This window comes from Sorangium sp. So ce119 (assembly GCF_051524405.1).
GTDB classification, from domain to species: domain Bacteria; phylum Myxococcota_A; class Polyangia; order Polyangiales; family Polyangiaceae; genus Sorangium; species Sorangium cellulosum_G.
On the sequence record NZ_CP150310.1, the window covers coordinates 6,951,572 to 6,972,732 of the forward strand.

At 70.9% G+C, this 21,161-nt stretch carries 12 protein-coding genes; 8 read left to right on the forward strand and 4 right to left on the reverse strand.

The genetic code is table 11. The annotated features are described in order from the left end of the window. The first annotated feature begins 451 nt into the window (after positions 1-451). The 3 genes from WME76_RS26150 (at position 452) to WME76_RS26160 (ending at position 6,300) form a co-directional block, all read left to right on the forward strand. Positions 452-2,911 carry a LamG domain-containing protein gene (locus WME76_RS26150; RefSeq protein WP_437954999.1) on the forward strand — a complete coding sequence of 820 codons (2,460 nt, stop codon included), beginning with the start codon at positions 452-454 and terminating at the stop codon, positions 2,909-2,911. Positions 2,912-3,277: 366 nt separating this feature from the next. After that, a complete protein-coding gene (locus WME76_RS26155) occupies positions 3,278-4,669 on the forward strand; it encodes a DUF1552 domain-containing protein (protein ID WP_437955000.1) in 1,392 nt (463 codons plus the stop codon). Beyond that, positions 4,666-6,300: a DUF1592 domain-containing protein gene (locus tag WME76_RS26160; RefSeq protein WP_437955001.1), complete on the forward strand. Its 1,635-nt coding sequence runs from the start codon at positions 4,666-4,668 to the stop codon at positions 6,298-6,300. The genes WME76_RS26155 and WME76_RS26160 overlap by 4 nt, the downstream gene beginning before the upstream one ends. 13 nt (positions 6,301-6,313) lie before the next feature. Here the strand turns inward: WME76_RS26160 and WME76_RS26165 are convergent, their stop codons facing one another. The 4 genes from WME76_RS26165 to WME76_RS26180 all read right to left on the reverse strand — a co-directional run bounded on the left by WME76_RS26165 (position 6,314) and on the right by WME76_RS26180 (position 10,757). Next, positions 6,314-7,132, reverse strand: coding sequence for an arylamine N-acetyltransferase family protein (locus WME76_RS26165; protein WP_437955002.1), 819 nt, complete (start codon positions 7,130-7,132; stop codon positions 6,314-6,316). Positions 7,133-7,205: 73 nt separating this feature from the next. Further along, entirely contained in the window at positions 7,206-8,279 is a 1,074-nt protein-coding gene (locus WME76_RS26170; RefSeq protein WP_437955003.1) for a type IV pilus twitching motility protein PilT, read from the reverse strand. A 2-nt stretch (positions 8,280-8,281) separates the two neighbouring features. Beyond that, positions 8,282-10,189, reverse strand: coding sequence for a PilT/PilU family type 4a pilus ATPase (locus tag WME76_RS26175; protein WP_437955004.1), 1,908 nt, complete (start codon positions 10,187-10,189; stop codon positions 8,282-8,284). A gap of 277 nt (positions 10,190-10,466) precedes the next feature. Then, the gene (locus WME76_RS26180) at positions 10,467-10,757 is read right to left on the reverse strand and encodes a hypothetical protein (protein WP_437955005.1); all 291 of its coding nucleotides are present in this window, start codon (positions 10,755-10,757) and stop codon (positions 10,467-10,469) included. 1,081 nt (positions 10,758-11,838) lie between these two features. On the opposite strand from WME76_RS26180, the gene WME76_RS26185 reads away from it, so the two are divergent. The 5 genes from WME76_RS26185 to WME76_RS26205 all read left to right on the forward strand — a co-directional run bounded on the left by WME76_RS26185 (position 11,839) and on the right by WME76_RS26205 (position 21,156). Continuing rightward, on the forward strand, positions 11,839-12,633 hold the full coding sequence (locus WME76_RS26185; protein WP_437955006.1) for a class I SAM-dependent methyltransferase: 795 nt from the start codon (positions 11,839-11,841) through the stop codon (positions 12,631-12,633). A 46-nt stretch (positions 12,634-12,679) separates the two neighbouring features. Continuing rightward, positions 12,680-12,916, forward strand: coding sequence for a hypothetical protein (locus WME76_RS26190; RefSeq protein WP_437955007.1), 237 nt, complete (start codon positions 12,680-12,682; stop codon positions 12,914-12,916). Between the two features lie 475 nt (positions 12,917-13,391). Beyond that, positions 13,392-18,122, forward strand: coding sequence for a copper oxidase (locus tag WME76_RS26195; protein ID WP_437955008.1), 4,731 nt, complete (start codon positions 13,392-13,394; stop codon positions 18,120-18,122). Between the two features lie 449 nt (positions 18,123-18,571). Continuing rightward, positions 18,572-20,548, forward strand: coding sequence for a YncE family protein (locus tag WME76_RS26200; protein WP_437955009.1), 1,977 nt, complete (start codon positions 18,572-18,574; stop codon positions 20,546-20,548). Next, positions 20,545-21,156: an SCO family protein gene (locus tag WME76_RS26205; protein ID WP_437955010.1), complete on the forward strand. Its 612-nt coding sequence runs from the start codon at positions 20,545-20,547 to the stop codon at positions 21,154-21,156. Before WME76_RS26200 ends, WME76_RS26205 begins: the two co-directional genes overlap by 4 nt. Positions 21,157-21,161: the final 5 nt, after the last annotated feature.

A 21,161-nucleotide genomic window follows, 5' to 3' on the forward strand; every position in this document is an offset into this window, starting at 1 on the left:
GCCGCGCTGCGTTCTGAACGAAGGGGGTCGCCGTGCGGAATCCAGCAGGACGCGAGGAGCGCTGTCGGCCGCGCCTCGGTGCACGCACGAGCGGAAGTGCTGGAAGCGTGCTTGTCTGGAGACGAGACCATCCGGCGTCGTATTGTAGCTGAGCCAGGTGTGCCAGAGTCGGGCTTCGAAATCATGGCCAGGCACAACCGGCATCGACGCGGCAGGGGGAAATCGCTGCTTCGGATCGGGCATAGCGGTTGCCAATAAGGCGACTCGCACAAGCGCCCAAGCCCGGACAGCCCGGTCGGGTCACACCGACGCCTGCTCGCGTCACCGGCTGCAGCCCGTGCTGCAGTCGGCCGGCGCTCGCGCAGTCAACTCTTACCCAACGAGAACGCAGATGCGGAACCTCTCCTTCGGCTTCGCCCATCCTCTAGCAATCAAAACCAGCTCGGCTGCGGTGCTCGCCCTCGTCGCCCTGGGCGCCGCCGCATGCGGAAGCTATGGCGTCGATGAAGGCTCCTTCGATGATGCGGAACTGGCGCTCGGCGAGGCGGACGGGCCGACCGGCTCGGCGATCGCCGTGACCGTCGGCGGCGTCGGCGTCAGCGTCGGTGTCGGCGGCGGCGGTACCGGCGGCTTCACCGGCAGCAGCAGCACGAGCGTCACCACCGGCACCGGCGTCGGCGGCGAGGGCGGCGGCGTGGGCGGCGGCCCCGTCGATCCGCCGGTCGGCCCGCCGGGCGTCGGTTTCTGGCAGTTCGACGATTGCGGCGGCTCGACGACAGAGCTGCTCGACTCGTCGGGCAACGGCTCGACGGCCACCCGCTCCGCAGGGGCGGCCTGCGCGCCGGGCATCAGCGGCCTCGGCGTCTCCTTCGACCACAAGAACGACACAGTCACCGTCGACGACGATCCCCGCTTCACGTTCGGGCAGAACCTCGCGGTCGCCGCGTGGGTCAACCCGACCTCCGTGTCCGGGTCGACGGTGCGGACGATCGCGCAGGAGAAGGGCAACGGAGACTCGAGCTTCTCGCTCGTCGTGCGGAACGACGAGGTGCGGTTCTCCGTGACCCTCCAGGGCGGGCGGACGGTCACCTCTCGCGCCGCGATCGAGGCCAACGTGTGGACGCACGTCGCGGGCATTTACGACGGCAGGTTCGTGCGGCTCTTCTTGAACGGCGAGCAGTTCGGCCAGATCAGCGCGCCGGGCACGATCGCAGACATCAACGCGCCGATCCACATCGGCAACAACCCGCAGAAGCAGCGCTTCATGGGCCTGCTCGACGAGGTCTGGCTCTCCGCCAGCCCGACGACCGTCAACGAGATCAGCCAGCTCTCCTGCATCAGGCGGCCCGCGACGCTCACGGTCACGCCGGAGAGCAGCGGGCCGGTCGCGCCGAACACGCCTGTGGCGTACCAGGTCGCCGTCACCAACAACGATGTCGGCGCGTGCTTCCCGGGGGATTACTTCCTTGAGTCCTCCGGCGGCGCGGGGATCAGCGTCTTCGCGGATCCCCAGTTCTTCCCCGGCGTCGAGCCCGGGACGACGGTGACGTTCCCGGTCACCGTGACCGGCAGCGAGGACGCGGAGCCCGGAGTCCACCAGATCCCGTTCTCCGTGTTCAACTTCAACTCGCCCGAGTTCCTCGCCGCGTCGGGGACCCTCAACTACGAGCTGACCGAGCCGACGGGGTGCTTCGTCAGGACGAGCCGAGAGATCTTCGTGAAGGACCTCAGCGTGATCGAGGATCCGATCCGCACGACGTCCGATGGTCCGCCGGACGACCCGCGGACCGGCGCGTGGACGTTCGCGCGCCTGATGGAGGACATGGCGCCCACGCCCGCCGACGCGCCGGCCATGGTCGAGCAGCTCTTCACAAGCTGGCTGTCCGATCAGGTCGTGAACGGCTTCACGATCCCGGCGCGCCCCGCCATCCAGCAGGTCGTCCTCGACGAGTGGCCGCGAAACGCCGATGGGTCGCTCGACCTCCAGCGGGCGCCGCTCCTGCTGCTCGGCATCGTCAACCGCATCGACGTGCGGAACCTGGCCGAAGGTCACGCCGGCGAGGGCAGGTTCGTGTTCGGCGTCTTCAGCCAGGGCTTCGCGCAGCAGTTCACCGTGATCCTGGAGTACAAGCTCCCCGCGGAGACCGAGGCCGACGTGCTCGACTGGGCGAACGCCTGGCACGCCCTCGGCAGCCTGCCCTTCCCGTCCGAGGAGTACAACGCCGCGCTCCAGGAGATCACCACGCGCTTCGCGGGCCGGAACGCGGCGCCCGGCAGGCCGAACGGGAGCTCGATCGGGCAGGTCCGCACGAACGAGATCGCGCTCGCCGGGCCGTGGGAGCTGCGCGAGTTCGTCCTCTCGGCAGACACGGGCTTCCTGCGCCCGGAGACCGTGAAGCTGACGCCGGATCTCGGCTTCGACGGGACGCCCACGCTCGCGGACTTCGTGAACCAGAACGAGGCCGACATCATCGCGGAGCGGCACACGGTGCCCGAGATGTTCCAGGGCGCTCCGTTCCTCGGCGGCTCGTCGTTCAACAACCTCACGGCGTGGACCGCTCCGGGCATCCTCAACAACGAGGCGCGGCACAAGTTCTCGCTCAACACCTGCAACGGGTGCCACGGCGCGGCCGAGACCGGGACCGGGTTCCTGCACGTGAACCCGAGGTTCCCCGGGGGCGAGACGTTCCTGTCGGGCTTCATGACCGGGATCACCATCTCTGACCCGGTGACCGGCGAGCTGCGCACGCTGAACGATCTCGGACGCCGGAATCAGGATCTGGCGGCGCTGGTCTGCGAGCCTGCCCCGGCCCTCGCGGCCGGCGCGCCCGCGGCGCGGCTCGGCGCGCCCGTCGACGCGGCCGCGAGCCGCTCGGCGTTCATCCGCCGCGGCATCAGCCGCGTCCACTGATCCTCCCCAGCCCCGAGGCGAGGGGCGGCGGCGCGGCCGGGTAGCCGCTCCGCCGCCCCCGCGCGGGGCGCCCTGGCGTCTGCATGTCGGGCCGCAAGAGCACGATATCGCCAGCACGGTGGTTGCTTCGCGCGCCAGCCGTGAGATAGGTTGAATACCAACCTATCTTTCTTGACGATGTAATCGCGACAGACAGACGCGACACGCACGCGATGTCGACAGGACGACGCCGCGGCAGCGGCGCGCGTGACGGCGCGCCATGCCGTCGCAACACCGCCCCGGCGGCGGCGTCACGCCACGACAGCGCGACGACACGACGGTGATCATCCACGGGGCTTTCTTGCTTGCCCGAATGGAGACGACGAGATGCGTTATCTTGAGAACAAGCACAAAAAGAGCGATCTTGCGCTGGGCCGACGCGTCTTCTTGAAGGCGCTCGGGGCCGGCATCGCGGCGCCGCTGGCCTTCCGGATGAGCAATCTGGCGATGGCCGAGCCGAGCGCCGCGCCGGTCCGGCTGTTCATCTACTTCGTGCCCCACGGCATGCCCATGGAGTACGCCGAGCCGTACGGCGCGGGAGCGGACTTCCTGAAAGGCTCGACCGTCCTCTCGCCGCTCGCGCCCTTCGGCAAATACGTCAATGTCTGCCGCGGGCTCGGCATCAACGGCTTCAGCAACCACGAGGCGGTCTCCGGCGTGCTCACCGGGGTCAAGGACGGCGCCGGGGCCGACTCGATCGATCATCTCATCGCGCAGGCGCTGGGCGTCGACGCCTACAACCTCGGCGCCAACCCGTACCCGAGGAACCAGGACGGGACCGGGTTCGACAAGAACTCCTACCTGATCAGGCACGGCGGCGTCTGGGTGCGCCCCACGGAGGACCCGGCGGCCGCGGCGGCGGACATGCTCGGGGCCGTCGGCGGCGGGCAGCAGGGCGGCGGGAGCGCGCCGGCCGCCGACGAGACCGCGTTCCGCAACGAGGCGCTGGGGCTCACCGAGCGGCAGCTCGAGAAGATGCAGCGCGCGCTCTCGGGCCTCACCAGCGAGCAGAAGAAGCTCGGGGTGCACCTCGAGTCGGTGCGCTCGCTCAAGGCGGCGGGCGACAGGCCGGTCACGAACGGCTGCAGCAGCAGACCGGCGCTCCCGGCGCTCGACGCCCTGGCGGGCAAGAGCGTCTTCGAGCACGCGAACCTGCGGAGCGTCGTCGACGCGCACCTCGAGGTCGCCGCCAACGCGATGGTGTGCGGCACCGCGCGCGTCGTCACGATGCAGAACCTGTGGGTCAACTGCGATCTCCCCATGAACTTCGCCGGAGGCCCCGGGAGCGCGAAGGCGTACCACGGGGCGACGTCGCACTCCCGGGAGGCGCCGGGTCGCACGGAGTTCGCGAGCGTCCAGAGCTGGTTCTTCGCGCGGCTCGCGGAGAAGCTGCTCACCCTCCTCGATCAGCCCGATCCGCTCGATCCCGGCAACACCGTCCTGCACAACTCGCTGATCTACGTGTGCAGCGAGATCGGCGACGGCGCGGATCACAACTCCAACGTCCACGACGTCTACCTCTCCGGAAACCAGATCGTCCACTCGTATCTCCCGGCGATCCTGATCGGCAACGCCGGCGGCCGCATCGCGAGCCGCGGCGTCGTCGACGTCGACACCGACCACGTCAACATGCTGGCCACGCTCGGCGAGGCCATGGGCGTTTCCATCCAGAAGCTCGGCGCGACCCCGGCGCAGCCGATCCAGGAGCTGAAGTCATGAACCGCTGGCAAACGTGGTTGATCGCCGGGCTCTCGTCATCGCTCCTCGCGTGCGGCGCGGGCAACATCGGCGGTGAAGTCGATCCCGAGAAGGGCCCTGTCATCCCCGGCGGCTCGTGCGAGCAGGCGCAGGTCGGCGCTCCGGTGCTGCGGCGGCTCACCGCTCTGGAGCTGGAGAACAGCCTCCGCGACATCTTCCCCGAGCTCGGCGCGGCCGCGTGGTCGGGCGTGCGGCTGGGCACGGACCCGACCTCGGAGCTCGGCTTCACCAACGACGCCGAGGCCCTGCAGGTCGGCGCCCAGACCGCGAAGGAGCTCCTGAGCACGGCAGAGGAGGTCGCCGACGTCGTGACCGCGGAGGCCGCGCTCGCCGCCTCGCTCCCGTGCGCGGCGGCCCAGCCCGGCCCCGAGTGCGCCGCCGAGTTCGTCGCCCGGCACGGGCTGCGGCTGTTCCGCCGCCCGGTGAGCGAGGAGGAGAAGGGCGAGCTCCTGGCGCTCCACACGTCGGTGAGCGGGAAGTCCGACTTCCGCGTCGGGCTCAAGTGGACGCTGGTCTCCATGATCCAGTCGCCCCACGCGTTCTACCGCTCCGAGATCGGCGCGCCGAGCGACGGTCGCTATGCGCTGTCGCAGCACGAGATCGCGACGGCGCTGGCCTACAACACCACGGGCACGACGCCCACGCCCGAGCTGCTCGACAAGGCGGCGCGCGGGGAGCTCGGCTCGCCGGAGGCGCTCGTCGAGGAGGCGCGCGCGCTCCTGGGCACGCCGCGCGGGCACGAGGCGCTGAGCCGCTTCCTGCAGCAGTGGCTCAGCTACGGGAAGGTCAACGGGATAGCGAAGGAGAAGCTCCCCGACTTCAGCACGGTTGGCGCCCTCATGCAGGAGGAGACGCGCCTCTTCCTCGAGGAGGTCATCTACACCCGCGGCGCGGGCGTCACCGAGCTCCTGACCGCGCCGTATACCTTCCTCGACGCGCAGCTCTCGACGTTCTACGGGTACGGCAACGTCACTGGCCAGGGCTTCCAGCGCGTGGAGCGGCCCGCGGACCGGGGCATCGGGCTGCTCGCCCAGGGATCGATCCTCGCCGGGAACTCGCGCATGGACGGCTCGTCGCCGACGCACCGCGGCCTGCTCGTCTTCGAGCGGCTCCTCTGCGGCTACATCCCCCCGCCGCCGGAGAACATCCCCGCGATCACGAAGCCCGATCCGGGGAAGACGACCACGCGCGCGCGCTACGAGCAGATCCACATCTCGGCCGACGGCTGCAACGTGTGCCACGCGAAGTTCGATCCCACGGGCTTCGCGCTCGAGCACTTCGACGAGACGGGGCGCTACCGCGCCGACGAGGGCGGGCTCGCCATCGACGACTCGGGCTACATCGCCGTCGCGGGCGAGGAGCGGCCCGTGGTCGGCGCGAGGGGCCTGGCCGAGACGCTCGCCGCGACGCCGGAGGTGACCGAGTGCGTGAGCAAGCTCGGGTCGACCTACACCTACGGCGGGGCGCTCGGCGCCGAGTGCGCCATCGGTGAGGTCCAGCAGGGCCTGATGAGCGGGGAGATCGGCCTGCTCGAGTTCTTCGCGCGCCTCGCCGGCACCGAGCACATGCGCGCCCGCGTCCGCCGGGAGTAGCCCTCTCCCCTCCTCAGGCGTCGAGGCCGGGGCAGGAGAGCCGCGCCCCGGCCGGGAGATCCAGCCCGAAGCGATCCCGGAGCACGCCGACGATCGCTTCGCGGTCGAGCTCGACGCGCTCGAGCTGGCCGTGCCGGAGCACGCCCAGGGTGCGGTTGCGCAGCGTCACGCGGCCCTCCGGCGTGGGGAGCGCCGCGATCAGGTTGTTCACGAACAGCGAGCCCGGGTGCGTCGACGTGAAGTGGTTCGCCACCTCGTAATCGACCGGGTAGTTCTCCTCGAGCGTGAACGCGTAGAGGTCCTGCGGCTGCTCGCCCATCCTCGACTCGAGCACCCAGAACGACGAGCCCTCCCGGCGGAGGCTGACCACATCGACGTCCTGCGGCTGGAGCTCGCCCTCGACGAGCCGCACGGACCGCGAGAGTCCCGGCCCGCCGAAGCCGACGTCCGCGAGGAGCGGCCCGCCGGGCATGTCGATCAGCGACAGCATGTGAGACCGCGGGGTAATGTCGCTCTGAAGGAAGCGCACCCGCGCGATGAGCGTCGTGACCTTGAACCCGATCCGGCGCAGCACCGCGACGAACAGGGTGTTGTGCTCGAAGCAGTAGCCGCCGCGGCGCGCCTGGACGAGCTTCGCCTGCACGCTGCCGAGGTCGATGCGGATCCCGCGGCCGAGCAGGACGTCCACGTTCTCGAACGGGATCGAGCGGACGTGCGCGGTGTGGAGCGCGTCGAGCACCTCCCGCGTCGGGGCGAGCGCCCCGCGGTAGCCGATGCGGTTCAGGTAGGCGTCGAGGTCGAGCGGATGGCTGTCCTGTGCGGTCGGCTGCATGGTTCGTTCCTGCGAGGATACGCCGGCCCGGGCGCGCGCGGCGCCGCTCGGGTCGCGGAGAAACACTTCTTCATCAAGACAGCGCCTGCGGCTCGGCGAAGAGCCGCTGGAAGCTGTCCTTGTCGATCGCCTTCTCGAGCGCCGCCTGGACGGAGATGGTGTCCTTCTTGACGAGCCGCTCCAGCGCCATGTCCATCGTCTGCATGCCGGCGGAGCGGCCGGCCTGCATCAGGTTCGTGATCTGGAACGTCTTGCCCTCGCGGATCATCGCGGAGAGCGCGCTCGATCCGACGAGGATCTCGTGCGCGGCGACGCGGCCGGCCCCGTCCTTCGTGCGGAGGAGCTGCTGGGCGATGATCGCGGCGAGGCTCTCGGAGAGCATGCCGCGGACCTGGAGCTGCTCGTCGGCGGGGAACGCGTTGATGATGCGGTCGATCGTCGCCGCGGCGCTGTTCGTGTGGACCGTGCCGAACACGAGGACGCCGAAGCTCGCGAGCTGCAAGGCGAGCTTCATGGTCTCGTTGGTCCGGAGCTCGCCGATCAGGATCACGTCGGCGTCCTCCCGCCCGGCGCTGCGGATCGCGCTCGCGAAGCTCCCCGCGTCGGGGCCGACCTCGCGGTGCGTGATCTGCGCCCGGATGGGGCTGTGCACGAACTCGACCGGATCCTCGATCGTGAGGATATGACAGGCGCGCGAGCGGTTGATGTGGTCGATCATCGCCGCGAGCGTCGTGGACTTGCCGGAGCCCGTCGGGCCCGTGATCAGGATGAGGCCGCTCGGCCGCTCGGACAGCCGGCGGATGATCTCGGGACAGCCGAGGTCGTCGAGGGAGAGGATCTTGCTCGGGATGGTGCGGAAGACGGCCGCGAGCCCGGTGGTCTTGTAGAAGTAGTTGGCGCGGAAGCGCGCCTTGTCGGCGTAGGAGTAGGCGAAGTCGAGGTCGAGCTCGTCGACGATCCTCCGCCGCTCCTCGGGGGTCGTGATCTCGAAGAGGAGCGCCTCCATCTCGGCGGTGTCGAGGGGCGTGTCGCGCAGGGCGATCAGCTCGCCGCGGGCGCGGACGAGGGGCGGATAGCCGACGCCGAGGTGCAGGTCGCTGCCCTTCCTGGACAGGAGCTCGTCGAAGAGGCGGTCGATCCTGGCCACCGCTAGCCTCCCTTCTTCCCGAAGAGCGCGCCCGCGCGCTCGAAGAGGCCCTTGCCCGCCTCGGGGGCGGCGCCCTTCGAGGCGTCCGGCGGCGGCGCGGGCGGCCGCCTGTCGGGCGTCAGCGCGGGCTGCCGCTTGCCGGCGAGGACGGCCTCGAGCTCGTCGGGCGCCTCCGCGACGTCGAGCGCCGCCTCCAGCGTGGTCTTGCCAGCGCGGACGAGCTCGGCCAGCGAGTCGTCGAGGCGGATGATCCCGAGGCCCTTGCCGCGCTGCTGGAGGCTCGGGATCTGGAACGTCTTGGAGTCGCGGATGAGGTTCCAGAGCGCGACCGAGCCGGGCAGGACCTCGGCCGCGGCGACCATGCGCTGGCCGTCGGCGCTCGGCAGGAGCCGCTGGCTGACGATGAGCCGGAGGCCGCCCGCGAGCGTGACGCGGACCTGCTGCTGATCGCCGGGCGGGAAGAGGTCGATCAGCCGATCGATCGTCTTCGCCGCGCTCGGGGTGTTCATGGTGCCGAGGACGAGGTGGCCCGTCTCGCTCGCCGCCAGCGCCATCCGGACCGTCGCCGTGTCCCTGAGCTCGCCGACGACGATGACGTCGGGGTCCTCGCGCAGCGACGCCTTCAGCGCGTTCTCGAAGGAGCGGGTGTGGGTGCCGACCTCGCGCTGGCTGATCATCGCCTTGCCGCGCGCGTGGACGAACTCGACGGGATCCTCGACCGTGATGATGTGGTGGCTCGTCTCGCGGTTCAGGATATCGACGATCGCTGTCAGCGTCGTGGTCTTGCCGTGGCCCGTCGGCCCCGTGATCACGATGAGGCCCTGGTGATGGCGGGTGGCGAGCCCGATGGCGTCCGGCAGGCCGAGCGACGCGAGGGTGGGGATGCTGCGCGCGATCAGGCGGAAGCAGCCCTTGTAGCCCTGGCGGTGGCGCGCGATGTTCACCCGGAAGCGGCCGAGCGCGCCGAGCTCGAGGGCGAAGTCGCAGGAGCCCTCGGCCGCGAGCACCGGCGCGAGGCGCGCGGGGACGCGCGGGAGCAGGAGCGACTCGACCGCGGCCGGGTCGAGCGGATCGCCGCGCGGCACGAGCTCGCCCGCGACGCGCAGGAGCGGCGGGCGGCCGGCGACGAGGTGGAGGTCGCTCGCGCCCTGGTCGCGCGCCATGGCGAGCAGGCCGTCGAGGGCGCCTGCCTGCATGTCGGCGGACGAGGGCCGCGCCCGCGCGCCCGCCGCGGCCGCGCGCGCGGCGCGGGGCTCCTGGGGCAGCGGCGTGAGCGCGCGCGGGGCCGGCGCGGCGCGCTCGGCGGCCGGCGCCTCGTCGGCTCGCGGGTCGAGGCGCGGGGTCGAGGCGCGGCCCGGGCGAGGCTCGGCGGGAGGCGGGGCGCCGCGGAGGTCGATCGCGATCTCGGAGGAGCTCGGGCGCTTCGCCTCGGGCTCGCGCGGCGGGCGCTGCGCCTCGTCGGGGGCGAGGTGCTCCCGCATGGAGAACTGCTGCGAGGGGCGGGCGGGCGGCGCGGCGGCCGCGGTGCCGGGCGCGGCGGCCGCGGCGCCGGAGGCGGCGGCCGCGGTGCCGGACGCGGCGGCCGCGGTGCCGGACGCGCCGGTCGAGGGCTGCATCCGCGTCATGCGGGCGTGCACGAGGTCGCCCTGGCGCGCGGCGACGACGGAGATGGCGCCGATGCCCTCGATGCGGATGTGCCACTGCGACGGCTTCGCGCCGAGGGTCTCGATGAAGCGGCCGCCGCCGAGCGCGCTGAGGAGCATGAGGATGTCCTCCGTGGAGAGGGCGGCGGGATCGACCGCCTGGAAGGCGCCCGAGACCTTGACGCTGGGCATGCGCCCCGTGGCCACGGCGAACTCGGTCACCTCGGCGCGATTCAGTTGCGAGAGCCAGGATCGAAGGGCGTTCATCGTCGTCGCTCGTCTCCGCAAGTCGACTCTACCAACGATGAGGCCCGGCGTTTCAAAATGTCGTGCGTGGTCGTCGAGATCCGCAGGTGGGCCGCGCGCGCTGCAGGCGTGGCCCGCGCGTGGCCCGCGAGACGACCGCCGCCCCCTCCCCTGCTCCCGCCGCCGCTCCCACCCTTGCCCCGCTCCCGGGACGCCGCGCGGCGATCGCGCGAACGCCGCGCCGCCCGGTGCGACGCAGCTCACGCCGCGGCCCCTCGGCGGACAGGCGATGTCGGCGCTACTGGATCGCGAGCTTGAGCCGCGCGCCCTTCACGAAGTGCCCCGGCCTCTTGCCCTTGTCGTCGGTCGCCGCCTGGTGCTCCGAGTCGATGGTGAGCTGCATGTTGCCGGTCGACTCGATCTTCTTCATGGTCACCCTGGCGATCTCGACCCATTTCGCCGGACTCGACTTCTTGGGATCCTCGATCCTGCGGAAGAGCACCGCCTTGGTGCCCGCGGCGACGGGCGTCGCGGTCGTGGCGACGAGCGGCAGCAGGGTCGCTACCTTCCCCGCGCGGGAGACCAGCATGCCGTACACCTCCACGGAGTAGCTGTCCCACTCCCCCGCACCGGGGGCATCAGCGGACTCTGCCGGAGGCGCGCTCTCCGCGACCCCGGCCGCAACAGGAGCGGCCCTGGGCGCAGCCTGCCGCGCCGCGCCCGGGCCCTCTGCCGAGGCCGCGCTCGGAGTGGACGAGAGGAGCGCAGCCACGCCCACCGCAACGAACGATCGCGAGCACCTGGAGAGCCAATTGCCAACCGTCTTCATGCACTCCGCTCCTTCGCTTCGATGTGCTCCACGGCCCGCGTCCACCCGGCGAGACCGCGAACACACCGCTTCAAAAACCTTTGATTGTGCCTGAGACTGGCACTTTCTGCAACTCATTTCTCAGCAGCGCTCACCAGCACCAGGACCTGCGCTGTTCGGCCGGCCGCCGCGCTCGACGCGCCGCCTCGCGCCGAGCGTCGCCGGACTGCGTCATAGGCGCTCTCCCCGTTTCGGTCCGCTTCTCGCGTCCTGGCGAGCGCGAGGCCGACCGGCGCTGGCTGAGCGGCGCGCGCGAGAGCGCGGCGCGGCTCGCCTGGGCTCACCTGGTGTTCTGGCTCGCCCGTCGTTCTGGCTCGTTCGTCGTTCCGGCTGCCTGGTCACCCGGCTTGACCGCTCGCCCGGGCTCTCCGGCTTGCCTGGCTGGTCTGCCGACGGGGCCGTCAGCGCGCTTCGCGCGAGGCGCGCTCTCGAAGAGCGTCAGGCCCGCGCGAGCGACAGGCGCGCTCGGTCGAAGCGCGCCGTATCTCATTCTTCCCCGTCCGACGAAACCACCTGCGCACAGCAGCGCGACCTCTCCCTCCTCAACATCGCTCCGGGACCATTCCCGATGCCTTCCAACATCGATGACGCCAGATTCGATGTCGGAGTAAAAGTCGCGTTTCAATCAAGATATCACGATCACGTCAAAGCAGAACAGAAATTTTCGAGCGCACACGATTCTGGTGCGCCCCCGTGCGTGCTTGTGTGCTCCGCGCGCTTGGCGTGCTCGGCGTGCTCGGCGCGGGGCGCTCGTGCGGCGGGCTCGCCCGCGGCTGTAGGATGGCGGCGGAGAAAGAGAGCCATGCCCACCGTCGCCGATCACTACGACGCGCTCCTCGCCGAACACTACTCGCGGATGTTCGGGGATCACGACGCCAAGGTCGCCGAGCAGCGCGCGCTGCTCGAGCGCCTCGGCCTGCGCGCCGGCCCCGAGCGCCCCCGCGAGGCCATCGACCTCGGGTGCGGCTCCGGCTTTCAGTCGCTCGCGCTGGCGCAGCTCGGGTTCCGGGTGACGGCGGTGGACACCTCCGACAAGCTCCTCGCCGAGCTCGCCTCGCGCCGCGGGCAGCTCCCCGTCGACCTCGTGCAAGGCGATCTCCTCGAGGCGCTGGAGCGAACAGGCCCCCTCTGCGAGCTCGCCGTGTGCATGGGCGACACGCTCCCTCATCTTGGCAGCAAGGCCGACGTGGAGCGCATGTTCGCCGGCTGCGCCCGCCGGCTCACCCTGGGCGGCCGGCTCGCGCTCACGTTTCGCGACCTCACCCGCGAGCTCGAGGGCGTCGATCGGTTCATCCCGGTACACGACTCGGCCGATGTGATCATGACCTGTTTCCTCGAGTACGAACCGGAGACCGTCAAGGTGCACGACATCGTCCACACGCGCAGCCGAGAAGACGGCCGGTGGAGGATGTCAGCGAGCTTCTATCGCAAGCTGCGGCTCTCCCCGGACTGGGTCTGCGGCGCGCTCGAAGCGGCCGGCTTCCGCGTCGTTCATCGCGAGATCGCGCGCGGCCTCGTCACCCTCGTCGCGCGCTCCGGAGCCGACGTGGGCCGAAATACGAAGAACAGCGATTCAAATACCTCATCAGGAGGTTGATGACGCGGGCAGGAGAGCGCTACTTTGGTATGGGAGGATGAGACCCATGTCCGAGAGAACAAAGCAGACAGGCACGAAGGACGCCGGGCAACCTGCGGCCATCAACCGGCCGTCGCGGGATGAGGTCCAGGACCTGCGGCGCGAGCGGGACGAGGCGCGGCAGATCCTGGTCACGCTGGTCGCGGCGCTCAAGCGCGCGACGTTCCGGCACGGCACGTACATCGATGGTCTCGGCGCCGCGATGGTCGCCGTCGACCGGTGGTCGAAGCCGCAAGGCCGATAGTCCCCCGCCAGCGAGGCTCCCCGCGCAGCGCGGCCGGGGCGGCGTGTCACGACGTCGAGGACGACGGCCCGCCCCGTCGAGGGCCCTGGCGGCGCTCGTGGCCGGGACGTGAGGACCGAGCGCCTCGGCGAGGAGCGCCATCACAGCCCCTTGTCGTCCCGTCCGTCGGCGCCTGCGTGGAGGGAGACGCGCTCGACTCTCCAGCATACCCACAGCCCCGGTCGAGGACGCCATCCTCGTAAATCTCGTGTTCCACCCGGAACAGCGGCGCCGCAGACGGACGCGAGCAATTCTATTTGACGACATTATATCAAGACCACAAAGTCGCTTACCCGGACCTCGGTCCGGCTCTGGTGGCCAGTCTTCGGCGGACGGCCGCCAGCCATGTCGGTGGTGAAGCTCTGGACGCGCGCGGGAAGCGCTGGGCGTCCAGGGCGAGACGCACGGGAATGTGCGCGCCGGATAGGGGGGGAACTTGTTCAGAGACAAACTGCTCAAAGCGCTTGGCTGGGCTGCGGTGGCGCTCGGGCTGGCTGGCTGCGGGGGCCCGGACGACGAGCCGATCGACGAGGCTCGTGAAGCGGTCGAGATGGTGACGGAGGAGCGCGCCACGACGGGCAGGACCGTGTACGCCGACGTCGTGGCGTTCGATCAGGTCTACGTTTACAATCGATTCGGGTCGTTCAACCCCGAGGGCATGATGTACGCGCTCAAGCGGGACGTCGTGCCCATCCGGCCGGGTGAGCGGCTCCGCCCCGGCAACGTCATGTTGCGGCCCGGCAAGCGGCCAAGGCCGCTCGTGCTGCGCGTGAACGTCGGGGACAAGCTCCAGATCAAGTTCACCAACCTGCTCCGGCCAGCGGGCACGCGGCCAGGCGACTCCCCGCGGACGAGGAGCGCGTCCGTGCACGTCGCCGGCCTCCAGATCAGAGACATCGACGCGCTCGGCGGCAACGTCGGTGACGGGCCTGACTCCCTCGCCGACCCCGGCGAGACGCGCCGGTACGAGCTCTTCGCCGACCGCGAGGGGACGTTCCTCTTCCACAGCGGCACCCCGATAGCCGGCGGCGGCGAGGGGGACGGCGCATTGACGGTGCTCGGGCTGTTCGGCGCGGTCACCGTCGAGCCCGCGGGGGCGATCGCGTACCGGTCGCAGGTCACGGCCGAGGAGCTGAAGGCCGCCTCGTACGGCGAGACGAACCCCGACGGCACGCCGCTCATCGACTACGACGCGGTGGACGAGCGCGGCCAGCCGATCCTCAGGATGATCAACGACGACGACGAGATCGTCCACGGCGACCTCAACGCGATCATCGCCGGCTACGACGAGAGCCAGCTCGACGGACCAGTCCAGGTCGCCCGGGGCCGGTTCCGCGAGTTCACGGCGCTCTTCCACGACGAGCTGAGGGCCGTCCAGGCGTTCCCGGAGCTCGACGAGAACGAGGCCTTCCAAGGCATACGCGACGGCTTCGGGGTGAACTACGGGGCTTCCGGGTTCGGATCCATCCTCCTCGCCAACCGGCAGCGGATCGGCCCCAGCAAGGAGTGCGTCGAGTGCAAGTACGAGGAGTTCTTCCTGACCTCGTGGGCCAACGGCGATCCAGCGATGGTCGTCGAGCGGGACAGGCGCGGCCGCGCGACGCGGGCGCTGTTCCCTGACGACCCCTCGAACGTCCATCACGCCTACCTCGGCGATCCCGTCTGGATCAGGAACATCCACGCAGGCCCGAAGGAGACGCACGTCTTCCACCTCCACGCCCACCAGTGGTTGAAGGCGCCGAACAACGAGAACGGCATGACCCTGGACGCGCAATCGATCGGCCCGGGCGGGGCCTTCACCTACAACGTCACCCGGGCCGGCAACATCAACCTGACGCCAGGAGACGCGATATTCCACTGCCACCTGTATCCCCACTTCGCGCAGGGCATGTGGGAGCTCATCCGCAACCACGACGTCTTCGAGGCCGGCACGCGCGATCGCTTGCTGCCGGACGGCGAGATCAAGGGCGGGACGCCCACCCCCGCCGTCGTGCCGATCCCGGGGCTCGGGATGCCGCCCATGCCGACCTACGAGCCCACGGTCGTGGAGCTGCCCGGCGGCCGCAAGAAGGTGCGGCCGGCGCTGCCGGGGTATCCCTTCTACATCGCTGCCCAGGAAGGCCACAGGGCCTCTCAGCCGCCGCGTGACCTCGTGGTCGACGGCGGGCTCCCGCGCCACATCATCACGAGCGTGCCGCCGGACGGCGCTGTCTTCGGCGAGGAGGACCGCAGGTTCGCTGTGGAGCTCCTCAGGGCAAACCTCAAGCTGCTGCCCGACGCGGGGACGCCCGCGGAGCTCAGCGCCCAGCATTTCCACGCCGGCGTTGTCTACCCTGGGGCGGAGCGGGTCACGACGCCAGAAGGATTCCCTGCGGCGGCGTATCCCGCGTTCACGCCGGAAGGCGAGCGATCGGAGTTCGTCGTGAACGGCCAGCCGCCGGCGCCGGGCGCGCCCTATGCGAACCCCTGCCCGCCGGAGGCGGGGTTGCGCAAGTATCGCAGCGCCGTGGTCGAGCTCGACGCCGTGGTCAACCGGCACCGCTGGCGCGACCGGCAGATGCGCATCCTGGTCCTCGAGCAGGACGTCGACGCGACGCTGGCGGGCCGCCGGCCGCCGGAGCCGCTGTTCGTCCGCGCCGAATCGGGCGAGTGCGTCGTCTTCGAGGCGACGAACCGCCTCCCCGACGCCCTGGAAGAGGACCCGTTCCAGATCTACACGCCCACGGACACCGTCGGCCAGCACATCCACCTGGTGAAGTTCGACGTCACGTCCTCGGACGGCTCGGCGAACGGCTTCAACTACGAGGACGGGACGTTCGCGGCGCAGGAGGTCCTGCAGCGCATCGCGGCGGCCAACGCGCTCGGCGGCGCCTTCTGGGCCGACGGGTCGACCGAGGAGGGCGGCCTCCGCGTCCGGCTGATCCCGAAGCAACACCACCGCATGCCACACGGGGGGTACGGCCTGCAGACCACGGTGCAGCGGTGGTGGGCTTCCCCGGTGGTGAATCAGAAAGGTCAGGATCGCACCCTCAACAGCTCCTTCTCTCACGACCACTTCAGCCCCTCCTCTCACCAGCAGCACGGCCTCTACATGGGGCTGGTCATCGAGCCGCCCGGCTCGGAATGGTTCGACCCCAGGACCGGAACGCAGTTCGGCACGCGCTTCGACGGCGGGCCCACGAGCTTCCGGGCCAACATCATCCCGCCGAGGGGCTCCCCGCTGAGGCCGTTCCGCGAGTTCAACCTCGCCATCGCCGACTTCGCCCTCCTCTTCGACGAGTGCGGCGACCCGGTGAACCCGCCGACGACGCAGGAGGCGCCGCTCCCGCTCGCGGTCGAGCACCGCAAGGTGTTCGCGCCGGAGGCGATCTCCGCGGCCGATCCCGGCGGAGGGCTCGTCAACTACCGCAACGAGCCGATCCCGCTGCGCATCGCCAAGCGCGACTGCGGGACGGGCGAGGTCAGGCAGAAGGCGGACGCCGAGGGGGAGATGCACAATGTGTTCAGCTCCCAGGTCCACCGCGATCCGTACACGCCCCTGCTCGAAGCGCACGAGGGCGACGACGTCCGGGTGCGCCTCCACCAGGGCGCGCAGGAGGAACAGCACGTCCTCTCCATCCACGGCAAGAAGTGGCTCAGGGAGGTCGCCGACCCGGACAGCGGCTTCACGAACGCTCAACCCCTCGGCCTCTCCGAGCACTTCGAGCTCGGGATCGCGTCCTCGAGCTCCGCGCGCAGCGACAGCGGCCCCGGCGACTACCTCTACCAGAGCGCGACCACCGACGACCTCTGGGACGGCATGTGGGGTATCCTGAGGATCCACCCGCGGGGCACCCCGGGCCTCCGGCCGCTGCCCCGGGCCCGGGACGAGGCGCCGCGCGGGCCCAGGCGCTTCCCGACCTGCCCCGCGGACGCGCCCGTGACCAGGTACACCGTCCACGCGATCACCGCCAAGGACAACCTGCCGCGCGGCCGCCTCACCTACAACGAGAAATTCAACCTCTACGATCCTGATGCGATCCTGTTCGTCCACGACGAGGATCTTCCCCGCCTCCGCGACAAGGACTACGCCCCGGAGCCGCTCATCCTGCGGGCCGCCGCGGGCGACTGCATCAAGGTGACGCTCGTCAACGACCTGCCTCGCAGGCTGCCGAAGACGCCGCACTGGAACTACAACCCGCCGATCGTCGATGGGTTCAACACCAACCAGGTCAGGCCGTCGAACCACGTCTCGCTGCACCCGCAGCTCGTGAGCTACGACGTCAGGACCGACGACGGGGCCAACGTCGGGCACAACCAGGCGCAGACCGTCGCGCCCGGCGAGTCCCGCGAATACACGTGGTATGCCGGCGAGATCTCCCAGAAGGGCAGGCTCGACCTCGGCGAGCACCGGGCCGTCGAGTACGGCGCGATCAACCTCAAGGACATGGCCGACGTCGTGAACCACGGCATGCACGGCGCCGTCGGCGCCCTCATCGTCGAGCCCCAGGGCGCCACCTGGCGCACCGACCGGGGCACGCGCGCCCAGGCGGATATCACCTTCACGGACGAGCACGGCGCCAGGCGTTCGTTCCGGGAGTTCGTGCTCGTCTATCAGGACGAGGTCGCCCTGCACTCGGACAAGGCAAAGTTCCAGTGCGCCGATGAGAGCCTCAACTGCGGCACCGCCCTCCGGAACTACGGCGCCGAGGACGACGCGGAGGACACGGGCCACGAGGCCTTCAACTACCGCACCGAGCCGTTCTGGGCGCGGCTAGGGATCAAGCCCGAGCTCGCACTTGTGGAGCTCAACGAGGAGGACCTGCGCAATATCTTCGCCGGCGACGATCCGGCGACGCCGATCTTCAGGGCCCGCGCCGCGCAGCAGGTGCGCGTGCGCATCGTGAATCCGTCCGCACACCGGCGCCAGCACGCCTTCGCGCTCTGGGGCGCGGAGTGGCCGCACAACCCCTTCGCCGAGGGGGCGCACTCCCGGCGGATCGGCGAGAACGACGAGGTGCTGAACATCGCCGTCGAGCACCCCGTCGGCGCCATGACGCAGCACAACGTCGTCCCGTTCTTCGGCGCGGGCGGGAAGTTCGCCGTCCCCGGCGACCGGCTCTACCTCGACCAGCCGAGCTTCAAGGTCTCCGACGGCCTCTGGGGCATCTTCCGCGTCACGCGGTAAGCGCCCTCGTCACGTCACGCCGGCTCGCCCCCGCCACCAACCCACGAGCTCTCCAGCGCGCCCGCGCCCCGCCGGCCGGGGCGCGGCGCGAGGGGAGCCCGCGGGTGAGCCGGGTCGGACGAGCTCTCGCCGAGACACACCGCTCCGTGCGCGCCGGCGCTCGCGTCTCCGCCCATAGACGATCTCGATGTCGCTCTGTCCGCGGACGAGACAGGCCGAAGATCACGCGAGATTCCCTTTGACCGCGATGTCGCGCGCCTACAGATTCGGTATCTCGAACACCGGGCGGCGACTACGCCGATGCACCGGCGACGGCCCGAACCAGCGATCGGATGGGTCGCGCCGGGCGCGCGGCGTCCGGGCGAGGCGCACGCCGGTGTGTGCATGCCAGGAGAGAACGCGTGTCAGATTCGAACAGGCTGTTCGGGGCGATTGGCTGGGATGCGTCGATGCTGATCGCATGCGTCCTCGGCGCTGCCGCGGCGCCGGCCTGCAGTCGGCGGGAGACGCCTGCCCCGCCCGCTGCCGCCGCGGCGCCCGCGGAGGGCCCGCGCGAGGGCGAGCGGAGCCCGGTCGTGAGCCGGGTCGAGCGAGATGGGCTGTCCATCGCCTTCGAGCTCCGGCCGCTCCCCGGCGCCGGAGACCGCCCGGAGGCGCGCACCGAGGCGACCGCGGTGTTCACGATCACCGACGCGGCGACGGGCGCGCCCGCGCGCGACCTCGGGCCGCTCGCGTGGATGTCGAGGCGTGCTGAGGCGCCGCCGGACGACGCCGGGTGCCAGGACAAGATCAGGAGCTTCATGGCCGGGCGCATCGCCGTCCGCCCGGACGTGGACATGAACGCGTACCTCCTGTGGACACAGAACCAGGACAACACGCTGTCGGTCATCAACCCGCAACTCGCGTTCACCCGGACCAAGCTGCGCAGCATCGTCACCCTCGCGGCCGGCTCCACGTCGCTCGCGCTCCACCCGGACGGCGACCGCCTCTACGTGACGCTCCAGGGCGGCCGCGGCCTCGCCGTCGTCGACACGAGGCGCAGCCTGGTGGCGGCCAACGTGCCCGTCGGGGCGGAGCCGATGCGCGTCGCGGTCGCGCCGGACGGGCGGACCGTGTGGGTCGGCAACGACGGCGACGGGACGGTCAGCGTCGTCGACGCGCGCGCGGCGAGCGTGCTGAAGACGCTGCGCGCCGGCCCCGGTCACCACGAGCTCGCGTTCTCGAGCCAGGGACGCACCGCCTGGATCACGAGCCGCGACGCCCGCACCGTCACCGCCGTGGACACCGGCACCCTCGAGCCCGTCGCGGAGATCGAGGTCGGCGAGGGCGCCGCCGCCATCGCGGCGAGCGACGCCGCGAACGCCGTCTACGTCGCGAACGAGGCGAGGGGCGAGATCGTGATCCTCGACGCCGGGCGCCGCGCCGTCGCGGGGCGCGTCGCGGTGAAGGCCGGCGTCAGCGCGGTCGGGTTCGCGCCGGGCGGCCGCTTCGCTTTCGCGCTGAACCCCGCGAAGGGCGAGGTGTCGATCCTCGACGCCTCCGTGGGAGCGCTCGCGCACACGCTCTCCGGGTTCGCGGGCCCCGACGCGGTCGCCTTCTCGGACATGTACGCCTACGTGAGGAACCTCGGCGAGAGCCGCGTCTCGCTCATCGAGCTGCCCTCGCTGGAGCGGCCCGGCAAGCCCGCGGTCGTCGAGGTCCAGGTCGGCCAGCAGCCGCCGCGGGCCGCCAAGGGCGGGAGGGGCGCCGCGCCGTTCGCCGTCCTGCCCGAGGGCAACGGCGCCATCGTCGCGAGCCCGGCCGACAAGGTCCTTTACTACTACGTCGAGGGCATGATGGCGCCGATGGGCACGCTCTCGAACTACGGGCGAGAGCCCCGCGCGGCGCTCATCGAGGATCGGTCGCTGAAGGAGGTGCAGCCCGGCGTGTACGCCGCGACGGTCCGGCTCGGCGACGAGGGCGTGCACGACGTCGAGCTGCTGCTCCGCGATCGCAGCGTCTCCGCCTGCCTCGAGGCGACGGTCGCGCCCTCGGCCGTCCCCGCCGAGGACCGTTCGCCCGGGCTCACCGTCGAGCCGCTCTTCGACGCGGGCGTCGATCTCGAGGTGTCGAAGCCCGCGACGCTGCGCTTCCGCGCGACGCCGAAGGCCTCGGCGCCTCCGCTCGAAGCAAAGGAGATGAAGGTGATGATCTTCCGATTCCCTGTCGGCTTCCGGGACACCGTGCAGCCCCGCGCCGAGCCGGACGGCGCCTTCTCGGTGACGTTCACGCCCCCCGAGCCCGGCCAGTACCGCTTCCTGCTCGAGGCCGGATCGCGCAACGCCCCGCTCGGCGTGCTGCCGTTCATCGATCTCCACGCCGCCTCGCCCGGCGACCTCCACGTCGCCTCGCCCGGCGACGCCCCGGACGCGGGAGGCGCGCGATGAAGCGCGGCGCCCCCCTCCTCGCGGCGGCGCTCGCGCTCGCGCTGCCGGCCGCGAGCCCGGCCGGGGAGCCGGCGCCCGAGCGGACGCGCGCGCAGATCGGCGGCGCATCCGCCAGCGACGACGCGGCGGCGGCGGCGTACTTCACCGACACGGAGCTCGTCGATCAGGACGGGCGCCCGCGCCGCTTCTACACCGACCTCCTGCGCGGCCGGAAGGTCCTCATCCACTTCGCCTTCACCTCGTGCAAGGGCGCGTGCCCGACGATGACCGCGAACCTCGCGCGCGTGCAGGCGCTCCTCGGCAAGCGCGCCGGCAAGGAGGTCATGATCCTCACGATCACGGTCGACCCGGTCAACGACACGCCGAAGGTGCTGAAGCAGTACGCCGCGAGGTTCAACGCGGGCCACGGCTGGCGCTTCCTGACCGGCACCCCGCAGAGCGTGGACACGGTGCTCGGGCGCCTCGGCGGGCTCACGAAGAAGCCCGAGGAGCACACCTCCACGCTGCTGATCGGCGACACGAGGACCGGCATGTGGCTGAAGACGACCGCCACGGAGCGCCCCGAGACGATCGTGCGCCTCGTGGATCACCTCAACGACCCGCCGTGAGGTGG